General features: G+C 63.0%; 14 protein-coding genes and 1 other RNA gene. 6 read left to right on the forward strand and 9 right to left on the reverse strand.

Annotation, left to right across the window (positions count from 1 at the left end; translation table 11 throughout):
• Positions 1-67 precede the first annotated feature (67 nt).
• On the reverse strand, positions 68-496 hold the full coding sequence (locus tag J2X35_RS10405; protein WP_310185091.1) for a DUF6481 family protein: 429 nt from the start codon (positions 494-496) through the stop codon (positions 68-70).
• Positions 497-884: 388 nt separating this feature from the next.
• Here J2X35_RS10405 and J2X35_RS10410 point away from each other — a divergent pair, with 388 nt between their 5' ends.
• A complete protein-coding gene (locus tag J2X35_RS10410; RefSeq protein WP_310185093.1) occupies positions 885-2,876 on the forward strand; it encodes an AI-2E family transporter in 1,992 nt (663 codons plus the stop codon).
• 73 nt (positions 2,877-2,949) lie between these two features.
• Positions 2,950-3,951, forward strand: coding sequence for an LLM class flavin-dependent oxidoreductase (locus tag J2X35_RS10415; protein ID WP_310185095.1), 1,002 nt, complete (start codon positions 2,950-2,952; stop codon positions 3,949-3,951).
• Between the two features lie 36 nt (positions 3,952-3,987).
• Here J2X35_RS10415 and J2X35_RS10420 read toward each other — a convergent pair whose 3' ends face one another.
• Positions 3,988-5,202, reverse strand: coding sequence for a lytic murein transglycosylase (locus tag J2X35_RS10420; protein WP_310186104.1), 1,215 nt, complete (start codon positions 5,200-5,202; stop codon positions 3,988-3,990).
• Positions 5,203-5,288: 86 nt separating this feature from the next.
• Here J2X35_RS10420 and J2X35_RS10425 point away from each other — a divergent pair, with 86 nt between their 5' ends.
• Positions 5,289-5,591, forward strand: a complete 303-nt coding sequence (locus tag J2X35_RS10425; protein WP_310185097.1) for an immunity 53 family protein — start codon at positions 5,289-5,291, stop codon at positions 5,589-5,591.
• Positions 5,592-5,603: 12 nt separating this feature from the next.
• Here J2X35_RS10425 and recR read toward each other — a convergent pair whose 3' ends face one another.
• From recR to ffs, 5 genes are all read right to left on the reverse strand, one after another.
• Positions 5,604-6,209 (reverse strand): recombination mediator RecR, encoded by a 606-nt coding sequence (recR, locus tag J2X35_RS10430; protein WP_056116380.1) that lies wholly within the window; start codon positions 6,207-6,209, stop codon positions 5,604-5,606.
• Between the two features lie 72 nt (positions 6,210-6,281).
• Positions 6,282-7,262 carry a cell wall hydrolase gene (locus J2X35_RS10435; protein ID WP_310185100.1) on the reverse strand — a complete coding sequence of 327 codons (981 nt, stop codon included), beginning with the start codon at positions 7,260-7,262 and terminating at the stop codon, positions 6,282-6,284.
• 197 nt (positions 7,263-7,459) lie between these two features.
• Positions 7,460-7,783, reverse strand: a complete 324-nt coding sequence (locus tag J2X35_RS10440) for a YbaB/EbfC family nucleoid-associated protein (RefSeq protein ID WP_310185102.1) — start codon at positions 7,781-7,783, stop codon at positions 7,460-7,462.
• Between the two features lie 28 nt (positions 7,784-7,811).
• Positions 7,812-9,632, reverse strand: coding sequence for a DNA polymerase III subunit gamma/tau (locus tag J2X35_RS10445; RefSeq protein WP_310185104.1), 1,821 nt, complete (start codon positions 9,630-9,632; stop codon positions 7,812-7,814).
• A gap of 196 nt (positions 9,633-9,828) precedes the next feature.
• Positions 9,829-9,925: signal recognition particle sRNA small type (gene ffs / locus J2X35_RS10450), an RNA gene on the reverse strand.
• Positions 9,926-10,069: 144 nt separating this feature from the next.
• Here ffs and J2X35_RS10455 point away from each other — a divergent pair.
• Positions 10,070-10,489, forward strand: a complete 420-nt coding sequence (locus J2X35_RS10455) for an HIT family protein (protein ID WP_310185106.1) — start codon at positions 10,070-10,072, stop codon at positions 10,487-10,489.
• 36 nt (positions 10,490-10,525) lie between these two features.
• Positions 10,526-11,464: an NAD(+) diphosphatase gene (nudC, locus tag J2X35_RS10460; RefSeq protein WP_310185108.1), complete on the forward strand. Its 939-nt coding sequence runs from the start codon at positions 10,526-10,528 to the stop codon at positions 11,462-11,464.
• Positions 11,465-11,493: 29 nt separating this feature from the next.
• On the opposite strand, the gene J2X35_RS10465 is transcribed toward nudC, so the two are convergent.
• Both J2X35_RS10465 and J2X35_RS10470 read right to left on the reverse strand, forming a co-directional pair.
• Entirely contained in the window at positions 11,494-12,357 is an 864-nt protein-coding gene (locus J2X35_RS10465; RefSeq protein ID WP_310185109.1) for a prephenate dehydratase, read from the reverse strand.
• A gap of 14 nt (positions 12,358-12,371) precedes the next feature.
• A complete protein-coding gene (locus tag J2X35_RS10470) occupies positions 12,372-13,115 on the reverse strand; it encodes a 3-deoxy-manno-octulosonate cytidylyltransferase (protein WP_310185111.1) in 744 nt (247 codons plus the stop codon).
• A 191-nt stretch (positions 13,116-13,306) separates the two neighbouring features.
• On the opposite strand from J2X35_RS10470, the gene J2X35_RS10475 reads away from it, so the two are divergent.
• On the forward strand, positions 13,307-14,035 hold the full coding sequence (locus J2X35_RS10475; RefSeq protein WP_310185114.1) for a c-type cytochrome: 729 nt from the start codon (positions 13,307-13,309) through the stop codon (positions 14,033-14,035).
• Positions 14,036-14,156: the final 121 nt, after the last annotated feature.

The raw sequence follows: 14,156 nt of genomic DNA on the forward strand, positions 1-14,156 counted from the left end.
AGGCAACGGCATATGCAGGCCGCCCTCGCGGGCAGCCTGCATCAAAAAATTCAGCCGATTCTTGAAGCTAGCGCGCCGAGAAGCCGGGAGGAGCGCGACCGCTACGCGATTTGCGCGCTGCATAGCGCGCATCGCGCTTGGCCTTGCGTTCCGCTTCGTCAGCCAGAAGGCGAGCGATCCGCTCGTTTTCCTCGGCTTCGCGAATCTTGGCGTCGGCGGCAGCCTGGATCTCGGCTTCGAGCCGAGCGGCTTCTTCGGCGGCTTCGCTGGCCGCCTTTTCGGCAGCCTCACGGGCCAGCCGCTCCTGCTTCTGCTTCAGCTTTTCAGCTTCACGGAGCGCGCGGGCCTCGAGGATCGCCTTGCGTTCCGCCCGCTTTGCCAACACCGCCGGGTCATCTGCCGCCGGCTTCGCCTTGAAGCGCTCCAAGAGCGCCTTTCTTGCTTCGTCTGCGGCATTGCGCCGCTCGGAGAAGTCTTTTTCCCTGTAGATAGCCAAATCTGTTTCCCTGAACTCAATTCGCGTCGCTTACATACGCGCGCGAGCCGAGAGTTCAAGCGCCAAAACGGAATGGCAGCCATGAAATTCATGGCTGTTGCCGTGGCGAAACAGGTTCGGCGCCAGGGTTGGCCTGTCCAAGGCGGCGCGCCCCGCCTCGCACTGGAACCTCGTCGGCTGGACTGCGTTTCTGCCCGGACCGCTGATGTCTTGAGTGCCGACGCGGCTGTTACTGTTCCGTATTGACCGCGGCCAGCGGGCAAAAGGGCGAATAAGGGTTCTTTTCAAGACAAACCGCGAAGCTGACCGACGAATGTGACTTCCCTCCCGACGAAAACCGTGCGCTGCATGGTGCAGTCCGGGCGATGCCCACCAGGAGGGGCGAAAGGTGGCGACGAATACCGAAATTCCACAGATGACCGCCCCGCTAGCCGATGGCGGAGCGGCGCGGCATACGCGGCTGTCGCTGCCGCCGGTCGTCACCATCATCGGCGTGACGGCGATCCTTTACCTCGCCAAGGATGTCCTGCTCCCATTTGCCATTGCACTTCTCCTCACCTTTGCGCTCGCGCCCATCGTGTCGAGACTGCGGAAGTGGTCGGTGCCGAAAGTGGTGGCCGTCATCCTGACGGTCATGATCACTTTCCTGGTCATTGCGGCGTTTGCCTTCCTTGTGGCCACGCAGGTTTCGAACCTTGCCCAGAACATACCGACCTACCAGGCCAATATCGTCGAAAAGGTCCGCTCCCTCAAAGAGATGGGCGCAGGCGGCGGCCTTGTCGAGCGGCTCACCTACATGGTCGAAAGGGTAGGCAAGGAATTGCAGGCCGGCACGCAGCAGTCCACGACCATTCCAGGCCCGCAACCGCTGCCGGTCGAAATCATCTACCGTGAAAGCCCGCTCGACATCCTGCGGAACATCGTCGTGCCGCTGATCAGTCCGTTCGCCACCGCGGGCCTGATCGTGGTCGTGGTCATTTTCATGTTGCTTGAGCGGGAAGGATTGCGTGACCGCTTCATCCGGCTTGCCGGCTATGGCGACCTGCACAAGACGACCGAGGCCCTGCAGGACGCCGGCAAGAGGGTCGGACGCTATCTTCTGATGCAGCTCCTGATCAACACGATCTATGCGGTGCCGATCGCGCTCGGCCTGTGGCTGCTGAATATTCCCAACGCCATGCTCTGGGGCCTGCTGACACTGGTTCTGCGCTTCGTGCCCTATATCGGTCCGGCGATCGGCATGATCCTGCCGATGCTTCTTACCGTGGCGGTATCGCCAGGGTGGGCTCCGCTTTTGTGGACGGTAGGCCTCTTCATCGCCATGGAACTCATCTCCAACAACGTGCTTGAGCCATGGCTCTACGGCTCGCAGACCGGCCTTTCCCCGCTTGCCATCATCATCGCCGCCATCTTCTGGGCATGGCTCTGGGGGCCGCTTGGGCTGGTGCTGTCGACACCGCTGACCGTTTGCCTGGTGGTTCTTGGGCGGCATGTTTCGCAGTTCGAATTCCTCGATGTGCTGCTTGGTGACGAGCCGGTTCTGGAGCCGCATGCCCGCGTCTACCAGAGGCTGCTGGCCGGCGATCCCTATGAGGCTGCCGATTATGCCGAGGACTTCCTGGAGGACGAATATCTCGTCTCTTTCTACGACAAGGTAGGACTGCCGGCGCTGGCGTTGGCAGAACTGGACCGCCAGCGCGGCGTCATGACCGACGAGCAGCGGATACGCTTTGCCTCGGCGGCCCAGACACTGGTGCAGGAACTGAGCGAAACCGCAGACGAGGAAGAAGAAGAAAACGGCGACAATGGCGACGATGCCAAGGCGGAAAAGGACGAGGACGATACACCCGACGAAACCTTGCCGGATGGCGAGGGACGCACGCTGCTGTGCATCGGCGGACGCGGCGAAATCGACGACGCAGCAGCAGAGATGGTCGTCCAGGTGCTCGAGGTTCAGGGGGCGACGGCAGCGGCCGCTTCATACGAAGCGATCGAACCTGACCGGTTCAAGGATATTGCCGTGAAGGACGTCGACACCGTGATCCTGATCTACCTCAACGCAGCATCCCTAGCCCAGGCGCGGCATACGGTGAGGCGGCTGAAGCGGCGCGATTCCAAGCTGAGGGTCGGACTGCTCGTACCGATGGCGACGGACGACGACAGCCACGCAAGCGCGATAACCGAGGAAAAAACCAATGCCGATTTCGTCGTTTCGAGCATTGCCGAGGCCGTTCGCATCGCTTTTGCGGACAATGCAGCCAAGCCGCTGAAAAATTTGCCGAAGCGGCGCCCGCAACGCCGTGTGGCGCCCTCGAAGCCGACTTCGCCGAAAACAGCGCCGTCCAGGGCGAGCCGCGCCAAGACGAAGACTGCCGCCTGAGGATTGGACTTTCGGCCGCTTGCAGAACGGGTCTCCGGCCTCCATATCCAGCGGATCCCGGAGACCCGTTGCCATGGCCGAACTGTCCGTCCTCGATCTTGCCCCCGTGCCGGAGGGTGGCGACGCAGCGCAATCGCTGGCGAACTCGCTCGATCTCGCACGCCATGCCGAACGGCTCGGTTACAAGCGCTACTGGCTGGCCGAGCATCACAATATGGTCGGCATCGCCAGCGCGGCCACAGCCGTCGTCATCGGCCATGTCGCCGGCGGCACCAAGACCATCCGCGTCGGCGCCGGCGGCATCATGCTGCCGAACCATTCGCCGCTGGTCATCGCCGAGCAATTCGGCACGCTGGCGGCATTGTTTCCAGGCCGTATCGACCTCGGCCTCGGGCGGGCGCCGGGAACCGACATGCTCACGGCCAGGGCGTTGCGCCGCAATCTCGAGGCCAGCGTCGATACCTTTCCGCAGGACGTGATCGAGCTGATGAATTATTTCCGCCCGGCGGAGGAAGGGCAGCGCGTGTGCGCCGTGCCCGGCGAAGGCCAGAATGTTCCGGTGTGGATACTGGGTTCGAGCCTCTACGGCGCCCAGCTCGCCGCCATGCTCGGCCTGCCCTACGCTTTCGCCTCGCATTTTGCACCAGCGGAACTGGACAATGCGCTGGAGGTCTACCGCTCGCGCTTCCAGCCATCGAAACATCTCGAAAAGCCATATGTGATGCTCGGCATCAATGTCATCGCAGCGCCCATGGACGCGGAGGCGAAACTGCATTTCACCTCGCTGCAGCAGGCCTTCGTCAATCTGCGCAGCGGCAGGCCGGGCAAGCTGCCGGCGCCGGTAGAGGGTTACGAGACGCAACTCGACCCGCAAGCGCGCGCCATGCTTGGCCATGCGCTGTCGCAAGCCGTGGTCGGCTCGCCGGATACGGTGCGGCGCGGCATCGAGGCCTTCGTCGAGCGCACCGGGGCCGACGAGCTGATGGTAACGGCGCAGATCTTCGACCACGCCGCGCGGGTGCGGTCGTTCGAGCTTCTGGCGGAGGTTCAAAGAGAGCTGTCGCAGGCGGCGTAGTTCCTTTCCCGCGCCCCGTAAACGGGACGAAGAAAATCAATTCACCGCCTTCACCAGTTCCGCATCGGGAAAACAGGTCGCGGCGCGGCCGTTCTTCGCCTGCCAATCGCCGATCGAGCGGCGGGTCTTGAAGCCGGGCAGCCCGTCGGCGCCGCCGACGTCATAGCCCTTCGCCTGCAAAGCCCGCTGCAGGGCCGCCACATCGGAGCGATGGAGTCCGCCGACAGCTCCCCACGCAGCCGAAAACTTCCTGTCGCCATGGGCGATCCTGTCGGCGCCGTGGCCGATGAACAGCGCATAGAGATCGCTCATATTGTATTCCTTGAGCACGTAGAAATTCTGCGTGACGAGGAAGGCCGGACCGTTGCGCCCCGCCGGCATCATCAGGAAACCCTCGGCTTTCGCCTCCCGGGCCGGGAACGGCTTGCCGCCGACGCGCGTCACGCCCATCGAAGCCCATTGCGCAATCGGCTTGCCGCGGTCCGGCCCTTCCAGCGCGCAGGAAAGGCTGTCCGGCACGGTCACCTCAAAACCCCAGTCGCGGTCAGAGGCCCAGCCGTAGTGGACAAGATAGTTGGCGATGGAGCCGAGCGTATCGGGGACAGAATTCCAGATATCGACCGCGCCATCGCCATCGAAGTCCACGGCGTGCTTGAGAAACGAAGTCGGCATGAATTGCGGCTGGCCGAGCGCGCCGGCCCAGGACGACCGCATGGCTCCGGCCGGCGCCAGGCCACGCTGGACGATCTCCAGCGCCGCCAGCAACTCGGTTCGGAACATGTCCTTGCGGGTCGACAGGAAAGCCTTGGTGCCCAGCACCTCGAAAGCGTCGTAAGGCATTTTCGCCGCGCCGAAGCCGGACTCGCGGCCCCAGATGGCGAGCACCACCTCGCCCGGCACGCCATAGCGCTTTTCGACGGCGGCTAGTGTTTTGGCATACTTGCCGGAGCGGGCGCGGCCCCCGCTCGCTACTGCGCCGATCACCTTTTCGGCGAAGTAATTGCCCGGCGACCCGAACTCGGCCTGGCGCTGCTGTTTGGGCGTCCTGGGTTTCTCACCGGGCAGGACGAGATCGGGCAGCTTGAGATTGGGCTTGATGCCGTCGAAGGCGGCATCGAAGGTCGTTTGCGAAATACCTTTTGCCTTGGCCTCCGGCCAGAGATCGGCTTGCAGCCAGGATTGGAACTGGTCGTCGATTTTGGCGGCGGACGATGGCGTTAGCTGCGCAGTCAAAACTGCGACTACAAACATCGGCAGCAGGATCAACCTTAGCTTCAGCCTTATTGTTGATAGTAACATGATGCTATTCAGTTCATCCTCATGCATCGGGAGGGACCGTGGCAGAAGAAAGCGGAATGGATTGGCTGGTCAACTGGTATGCTCGTCATTGCAACGGCGATTGGGAACACAGCTTCGGAATAGCGATTGATACACTCGACAATCCCGGTTGGCGCTTAAAAATCGAACTTACCGGTACGGCACTTGAGACAATTGCTTTCGATGAGATCCGTCACAATTATGAAGATGATGCGTCATGGTGGGTTTGCTTCCGCAGAGACAATACATTTCATGCTGCTTGCGGGGCCCTGGACTTGGCGGCAGTCATTGCGATTTTCAAAGCCTGGTCCGAGGAGAATTGACGACCGTTTTCGTCAAAACGCCGTCCGTGATTTCAGCGCCGCCGCCAGCGTGCCTTCGTCCAGATAGTCCAGCTCGCCGCCGACCGGCACGCCGTGCGCCAGCCGTGTCACCTTGATGTCGAAGCCAGCAAGCTGGTCGGTGAGGTAGTGCGCGGTAGTCTGGCCCTCGACCGTGGCGTTGACGGCGATGATCAACTCGCGCACCGCCCCGCCGGCGACGCGATCGACCAGCGCCTTGATGTTCAGCTGGTCCGGACCAATGCCGTCCAGCGGCGACAGCGTACCGCCGAGGACATGGTAGCGCACATTCATCGCCACGGCGCGTTCCAGCGCCCACAGGTCGGCGACATCCTCGACGACGATCAGCGTGGCGTCGTCGCGTCGCGGATCCGTGCAGACCAGGCAGGGATCGGCTGTATCGACATTTCCGCAAACGGAGCAGATGCGCACTTTCTCGACAGCTTCGCCCATGGCGTCGGCCAGCGGTTGCAGAAGCTGCTCCTTCTTCTTGATGAGATGGAGGGCAGCGCGGCGCGCCGAACGGGGTCCCAGCCCCGGCACCTTGGCCAGAAGCTGGATCAGGCGCTCGATCTCGGGGCCGGCGATTCGCTTGGACATGCGATTCGTATAGAGCGAATGCGCCAAGCCGAACAGATGTCTGGGCGGCAGGAGGCGTCCGCGAATTGTCCGCTATTCGTCGAAAGGACGCCCTTCCTTGACGATCAACGCGCCGATGGCGCTGGTGTCGTCGGGAGTGGACTCGAACCCCATGACCGGCTGCGCCTCGTTCGCCGAAGCGGATGCGGTCATGAAGGGCGTGCTCTGCGGCGCGGCCGAAGCGCCACCGAAACGGGCCGCGTCAGGCTGGCGGTCGTAGGCGATCCTGGCCTGTCTTGCCTCCCCGAACTGCCTGGCTTCAGGCAGGGGCGTAGCGGCGGCCGAGGCGACGAGAATCGGTTTTTCAACAGCAGATGCAGCGCCGGCAGGTGCAGCGGCAAAGGATGCGGCCGTGGCTGTCGCAGTCGGCTCGGCGGAGGCAACCATAAGGGCCGGCGTCTGGACACCCGGCACGCCATCAGCTGCGGGCGCAGTCGTCGGGCCGGCAAATGCAAACGCCGTTCCGGTATCCGGCGGCAGTGGCTGCCATTTGCGGCCGCGCTTTTCGTAAAAAGCGTTGCCGCCGGCCACGGTGATGTAATGCATGTTCTTGTAAGGGAACTTCAGGCCAGCCGTATGGAAGTGCATGGCGTTGTTCAGCTTTGGCGCGCGCTCGCCCTTGAGAACGGCCTCAGCCGCCTCCTGAACATCAGGCATAGCCTTGGAATTCATCTGGCGGGTCATCACGCCGGGCGCGAACTGCCGCTTTTGTCCAACTACACCGCAGATGGAATCGCTGTACTGGCCGGACCTGAGACGGTTCATCACCACCGTTCCGACCGCCACCATGCCATCACGGCTGGAGCGATTGGACTCGAAGAACATTGCGCGTTCAAGGCATTCCTTGTCACGCGACGTGTACCGGTAGGGCCGCGCACGGGAAGACGGCTTGAGGGAGTCAGTCAGATTGGCGACGGACATGCCGTGGGAAGAAGTCTGGCTACAACCGGCCAGAAGGAGCGGAGATAATGCGATGCCGAGTACAAGCGGCACCTTCCATCGCGCGGCAGTCAATGGCCTAGCCTCATTATTTTGCTGCCGCCTTGTCCCCAGGTCACGGCCAGAATGAGAATCTTTCCGGCAAAAAGATGGCCAAATGCTTACGAACGCAAGTGAACCGCTCCGCACAAGACTCTATGACTGATCAACAATCCGCCCTACTCGGCAACATAGCGTGATAGAGGCGAAACAAAGGCCGGTCCTTCTAAGCCTCAAAAAGGCAGCTTCATGCCGGGAGGCATCGGCAGACCGGCGGTCAGCGCCTTGGTCTTTTCCTGCATCACCTGTTCGACCTTGGCCTTGGCGTCGTTGTGGGCTGCAAGGATCAAATCCTCCAGCACCTCGACATCGTCCTCCTTGAAAAGCGAAGGGTCGATCTTGAGCGTCTTCATCTCGAACTTGCCTGTCAGCGTAACGTTGACGAGACCGCCGCCGGCCTGGCCGCTTGCCTCCAGTCCTGAGATTTCGTCCTGCATGGCCTGAAACTTGGCCTGCATTTCCTTCGCCTTGCCCATCAGGCCGAGAAGATCCTTCATCGTGCGGTCCTTTGCGGTTGATGATCGCTTAGTTCTGATCGTCGTCTTCGACGGGAGGGTCCGTCGGCGATATATCGGCGTCAACGTCGATGTCTGGCGCATCCGGAATACGCACGTCGATGATTTTGGCGCCGGGGAAACGTGCGAGAATTGCGGCGACGGCGGGGTCGCTGCGCGCATCGACAAAGGCGTTCTCACGCTTCGCCGATTCCATCTCGGCCAGCGTCTGCCCGCCCTCGTCCTTCGACAGCGAAACCAGCCAGTTGCGGCCGGTCCAGGCACGCAGCTTGGCGGTCAGGTCGTTCAGCAGCATCTTCGGCGCGTCGGCGGTCAGGCTGACATCGATGCGGCCGGGCTCGATGCGCACCGGTCGCACGCAGCGCTTCAAAAGCACCTTGAAGGTCATGTCGCGATGGGTGTCGGCGAGTGCGGCGATATCCGCCAGCGTCTTGACCGATACCGCAGGCGGCGCTTCCGTAACGGCTTCTGGTGGCGACGCAAACATTGCCGGTTCGGGGGTGCTTTCCACCAGCCGCATGGTCTGCGCGCCGCCGCCCGTCGTGGGCATACGCGCATGCGAAACCGCGCCCGCGGATGCTCCGCCGTTCGAGCCGCCATTTCCGGGAGCGGCGGAGGCGCCGTTGGACCGGGGAGCAGCGGGAACCGCATCGCCAGCTTCGAACGATTTCAGCGCCTCATCGAGCGTCGGCAGATCAGCGGCGTGGGCAAGCCGGATCAGCACCATTTCCGCCGCGCTCATCGGCCGGTTCGAGCTCTGCACTTCCGGAATGCCCTTCAGGAGCATCTGCCAGGTGCGCGACAGAACGCGGACAGACAGGCTGGCGGCGAATTCGGCACCGCGGCTGCGTTCATCCTGCGACAACGAAGCATCGTCGCCGGCGCTCGGCACGAAACGCAGACGGGTGACGAGATGGTTGAACTCCGCCAGATCGGTCAGCACCGCGGCCGGATCGGCGCCGGTCTCGTACTGGGCGCGCAATTCGCCAAGCGCGGCGGCCACGTCGCCTTTCATCACATGCTCGAACAGGTCAACGATGCGGGCGCGGTCGGCAAGGCCGAGCATAGCCTGTACCGCGATGGCATCCACCTTGCCGCCGCCATGGGCGATGGCCTGGTCGAAAATGGAAAGCGAATCGCGGGCCGATCCCTCGGCGGCGCGGGCGATCATCGCCAGAGCGGCCGGGTCAACATCGATGCCCTCCTGGCTGGCGATCGAAGTCAGATGCCCGACAAGAGCGCCGGCGTCGATACGGCGCAGGTCGAAGCGCTGGCAACGCGACAGCACCGTGATCGGCACCTTGCGGATTTCGGTGGTGGCGAAGATGAACTTGACGTGCGGCGGCGGCTCTTCCAGCGTTTTCAGCAGGCCATTGAAGGCCTGCGTCGAAAGCATATGCACCTCGTCGATGATGTAGACCTTGTAGCGCGCCGAAACCGGCGCGTAGCGCACCCGTTCGATGATGTCGCGGATGTCGTCGATGCCGGTGTGAGAGGCGGCGTCCATCTCGATCACGTCGACATGGCGGCCTTCCATGATCGCCTGGCAGTGTTCGCCGAGCACGGCCAGATCGACCGATGGCTCATTCTTGTCCGAAGTCTTGTAGTTGAGAGCCCGAGCGAGAATACGCGCGGTCGTTGTCTTGCCGACGCCACGCACGCCCGTCAGCATCCAGGCTTGGGCGATGCGGCCGGTGGCGAAGGCGTTGGTCAGCGTGCGAACCATCGGCTCCTGGCCGATCAATTCGGAAAAATTCGACGGCCGGTACTTGCGCGCCAGAACGCGATAGGCGCCGCCCTTGTCCTTGCCTGACTGTCCGGCTTCGCTCATCGGTCTCGATAATTTCCTCGTCGGACCGCGGCAGGGCGGTCAGTCCCGTCAACATTGACGCGCCGGGGCGGCCATCGTCAACCTTGCGCGAACCGTTTGGGAGCCATTTCACGATCGGAGGCATTCCGGCCCGCAAACGGCGCGATGCCGAGCCGCGTCGAATATCCGCGGCACGCCTTGCACAAGCGGTTCTGAGGTGGGAGGCTGGAACAATGACCCGTTCCGGGCTCGTTAGGGCTGCTTCCTTCCGGACCTGACCCGGTTGGCGAGTGGATCGTCCACCACCAACCTCCCGCCGTCCATATCGGCAATTCGTCAGCGAAATGCAAGGGCGTCGCGGCGATTGCAGCTATTCACGAAAGCGGCCCATGATTCGCTTGCAGCGGACAGTGCGGCGCAATAGCCTTCGCCGACAACGGGATTCAGGGGAAACGCCAATGCTGCCGGGCCTCAAGGCCGGATTTACGCTCGATGCCCGGCTGGAAGCCAGCAGCGAGCAGGTGATGTGGCTCGGCCTGTGCGAGCTGCGGCTGATGAACGACAGCCGCTGGCCGTGGCTGCTGCTGATCCCGCAGCGGCCGGGCATCGAGGAAATCCACGACCTCACCCCGCTCGATCAAGCCATGCTGACCTTCGAGGTCAATATGGTTGCGGAAGCGCTGAAAAAGGCCACAGGCTGCACCAAGATCAACTCGGGCGCGCTGGGCAATATCGTGCGGCAGTTGCATGTCCACGTCATCGCCCGCAATGAGGGCGACGCCGGCTGGCCCGGACCGGTCTGGAGCCACGGGGTGCGCGAGCCCTACACCGGAAACGACCTGCACCGGTTTGCCCAAACGATCCGCGCGGCGTTATAGAGCGACTGTATCCGAACGATCGCTTGAGTCCCGTCCATGCCATTCAGCCTTTTTGACGCGCCCTTGCGCGAGCCGAGTCAGTTCGTCGGCTTTGCCGGCAACACGATAGACCGTCAATCCGAAAATCGCACCGACGACTGCGTGGAAAAGGCTCTGACCGACCCGCGCGCGCGGCTGCTCGTCCTGCGCGACGGCAGGCTGCACCTGAAGGCCGGAGAGACCTTCATGCCGTGGTTAACGCCGGCGGAAAGCCGCACACTGATGCCGGTGGTGGACGACGCGATCCTGCTCGGCATGTCGGAAGAAGGTCCGGTGCTTGCGGTGCCCGCGACCATCGATCCGGAGCAATTGCCGCAGGACATCAAGGCCATCGACCACCGCTCCATTCTCTTGCAGGGCCTGATCGACGAGGAAGCGCTCGGCGCGCTGGCGCAGGCGGCGGCGCTGCTGGCCTGGAATTCGACCCATCGCTTCTGCAGTCGCTGCGGCGCGGCCTCGGACATGCGCGCCGGCGGCTATCGGCGGCACTGCCCGGCCTGCGGCGCCGACCATTTTCCGCGCACCGATCCGGTGGTGATCATGCTGACGGCGACGAAAGACAAATGCCTGCTCGGCCGCAGCCGCCACTTCGCGCCGGGCATGTATTCAACGCTTGCCGGCTTCGTCGAGCCGGGAGAGACAATCGAGAACGCGGTGCGTCGGGAAACCTTCGAGGAGGCTGGCATCCGGCTTGGCCGCGTCGTCTATCATGCGAGCCAGCCTTGGCCCTTCCCCTATTCGCTGATGATCGGCTGCTTCGGCGAGCCCATCAACGACGAGATCAGGACCGACCTGACCGAACTGGAAGATTGCCGCTGGTTCGGCCGTGATGAGGTACGGCTGATGATGGCGCGGGCGCATCCGGATAATCTGTCGACGCCGCAGAAGGGTGCGATCGCGCACCACCTGATCCTGGCGTGGCTGGACAACGAGTAGCCGAACCGGCCGACTCGCCCACACAGAGATCAGTCGGGCGCTTTCCATTCGTCGCGCGAGGCGCTGGCCGGGTAGACGCCCAGAATGCGCACCTCCTTGGAGAAGAAGCGCAGTTCATCCAGCGCCAGCTTGACGTTGGCATCGTCGGGATGGCCTTCGATGTCGGCATAGAACAGCGTCGCGGTGAAGGCGCCGAGCTGGTAACTTTCCAGCTTGGTCATGTTGATGCCGTTGGTGGCGAAGCCGCCCATGGCCTTGTAGAGCGCCGCCGGCACGTTGCGGACGCGGAAGATGAAGGTGGTCATCATCTTGGTGCCTGCGGACGGACGGTCGGCCCATTGCTTGTTCTTCGTCAGCACGACGAAGCGGGTGACGTTGCTGTCGGTGTCCTCGACATTCTCCTCGATGATGTCGAGGCCGTAGAGTTTGGCTGCCAGCGCCGGGGCTAGCGCTGCCATGGTGCAGTCCTTTTCCTCGGAAACGAACTTCGCCGCGCCGGCGGTGTCGCCGGCCACGACCGCCTTCCAGCTATTCTTGCGGACGTATTTTCTGCATTGGCCAAGCGCGTGGATGTGGCTGTGGACGGTCTTGATCTCACTGCGCTTCACACCCGGCAGGACCATGAGCTGGAAATGGATCGGCAGGAAATACTCGCCGATGATGTTGAGCTTCGATTCCGGCAGGAGATGATGGATGTCGGCGACGCGCCCGGCGATGGTGTTTTCGATCGGGATCATCGCCAGATCGGCCTTGCCGGTCTCAACCGCGTTGAAAGCATCCTCGAAGGTGGGGCATGGCAACGGCTCCATCGCCGGGAACATATTGCGGCTGGCGGTGTCAGAGTTCGCGCCGGGCTCGCCCTGGAAGGATATTCTGTTGGTCTTTTCGGGCATGTTCGTAGCTCGGTTCAGCGTGAAAGGATCTGGCGCGCCCGTTCGAGATCCTCGGGCGTGTCGACGCCAAGGGGAACGGACTGGACGATTTCGGCATCGATACGCATACCGGCCTCGAGCGCGCGCAACTGCTCCAGCCGCTCGCGGCGTTCGAGCGGCGAAGGCTTGAGGCCTACGAAGCGTTCCAGCGCGGCGCGGCGATAGGCGTAGAGGCCGATGTGGTGATAGAGCGGCCCATCGCCCCAGGGCGCGGTGGCGCGGGTGAAGTAGAGCGCCCTCAGGCGTGTCGCAGCCAGAGGTGACCCGAACAGGGGCGATCCGACGATCTTGACCACATTGGGATTGGTCTTTTCCTCGTCGCGGACAATCTCGACGCCGAGCGTGGCGATATCGACCGAGGCCTGGTCGAGAGGCCGCAGCGCCGCACCGATGATGCCCGGCTCTATCGTCGGCAAATCGCCCTGCACATTGACCACGACGTCCACCTCGCCGCCGCCCTGCAGCATCGAAAGCGCCTCGTGAATGCGATCCGACCCCGATTCGTGGTCGGCGCGGGTCATGACCGCCTCGAAACCATGCGCCCGAATGGCTTCGGCGACGCTTTCCGTATCGGTCGCCACGACCACACGGCCGACACCGCTTTCGACGGCGCGGCTGGCCACATGCACGATCATCGGCTTGCCGGCGATGTCTGCCAGCGGCTTGCCCGGCAGGCGGCTGGAGGCCATGCGGGCCGGGATCAGGACGAGAGTGGACATCGGGCTCTGCGGCAGATGAAAAGGATTGCGAAAAAAGTGGCAAAAGGTCTCACTGGAAGCGCCCTTATAGGTGTTGCAACGCCAGAGCAAAAGACCTAGTTTCCGCCCGATTTGACCGCCTTCCCAAGGTGTGTCGCCATACCGACGGACGGATGGACGAAACGGTCCGCCGGAAAAGGGAGTTGGGGTGCATGGACTCGTTCGAACTTAACAAGGTGATCGGCGGACTTCTCGGAACCGTTTTCGTGGTGTTCTCGGTCGGCCTCGTGTCCGATGCGCTGTTTGCCTCGCCCGCGCCCGAAAAACCCGGCTTCGCCATCGAGGCGGTCGAGCCCGAGGCTGGCGCAGCAGGCCCGGCAGAAGCCGCCAAGCCGATCGCGGAACTGCTCGCCACCGCCAATGCGGAAGCCGGCGCCACCGTCTTCAAGAAATGCCAGGCCTGCCATTCGGGCGAGAAGGGCGGCCCGAACAAGGTCGGTCCGGACCTGTGGGACATCGTCGACCGTCCCGTCGCCCATCATGAGGGCTTTGCTTATTCGTCCGGCATGAAGGAATTCGCCAAGGGTGGCGAGGAACACTGGACCTACGACAACCTCAACCATTTCCTCACCTCGCCCAAAAATTTCGTCAAGGGTACGGCCATGGGCTTTGCCGGCCTGAAGAAGGACGACGAGCGCGCCAACGTCATCGCCTATCTGCGCACGCTGTCCGACAGCCCTAAGCCTTTGCCTGAAGCTGCGGCGCCAGCCGCCGATGCCAAGCCCGCCGAAGGCGGCGCGGCACCTACCGAGGCCAAACCCACCGAGGGCGCCGCGCCGACGGAAAAGCCTTCCGAAGGTACAGCGCCAGCCGATGCCAAACCTGCGGACGGAGCGTCACCGGCGGAAAAGCCCGCCGAGGGCGCCGCTCCCGCCAAATGACGAAATTGTAATCGCCATATCCATGAAAAAGCCGGGTTCGCCCCGGCTTTTTTGTTATGAAACGGGCGAACCGCCGCCAGAAAGCGCACCGAGGCGGTTTCCTGTGGCGGTTAATGGTCTA

This window comes from Mesorhizobium sp. BE184 (assembly GCF_031457045.1).
GTDB lineage: Bacteria > Pseudomonadota > Alphaproteobacteria > Rhizobiales > Rhizobiaceae > Mesorhizobium.

Bases quoted from the DNA above. Each gene is read 5' to 3' on its own strand.
- J2X35_RS10445 (WP_310185104.1), bottom strand. From the start codon at position 9,632: ATGAGCGAAGCCGGACAGTCAGGCAAGGACAAGGGCGGCGCCTATCGC.
- recR (WP_056116380.1), bottom strand. From the start codon at position 6,209: ATGTCCAAGCGAATCGCCGGCCCCGAGATCGAGCGCCTGATCCAGCTT.
- J2X35_RS10420 (WP_310186104.1), bottom strand. From the start codon at position 5,202: ATGTTTGTAGTCGCAGTTTTGACTGCGCAGCTAACGCCATCGTCCGCC.
- J2X35_RS10415 (WP_310185095.1), top strand. From the start codon at position 2,950: ATGGCCGAACTGTCCGTCCTCGATCTTGCCCCCGTGCCGGAGGGTGGC.
- J2X35_RS10470 (WP_310185111.1), bottom strand. From the start codon at position 13,115: ATGTCCACTCTCGTCCTGATCCCGGCCCGCATGGCCTCCAGCCGCCTG.
- J2X35_RS10455 (WP_310185106.1), top strand. From the start codon at position 10,070: ATGCTGCCGGGCCTCAAGGCCGGATTTACGCTCGATGCCCGGCTGGAA.
- J2X35_RS10440 (WP_310185102.1), bottom strand. From the start codon at position 7,783: ATGAAGGATCTTCTCGGCCTGATGGGCAAGGCGAAGGAAATGCAGGCC.
- nudC (WP_310185108.1), top strand. From the start codon at position 10,526: ATGCCATTCAGCCTTTTTGACGCGCCCTTGCGCGAGCCGAGTCAGTTC.
- J2X35_RS10475 (WP_310185114.1), top strand. From the start codon at position 13,307: ATGGACTCGTTCGAACTTAACAAGGTGATCGGCGGACTTCTCGGAACC.
- J2X35_RS10465 (WP_310185109.1), bottom strand. From the start codon at position 12,357: ATGCCCGAAAAGACCAACAGAATATCCTTCCAGGGCGAGCCCGGCGCG.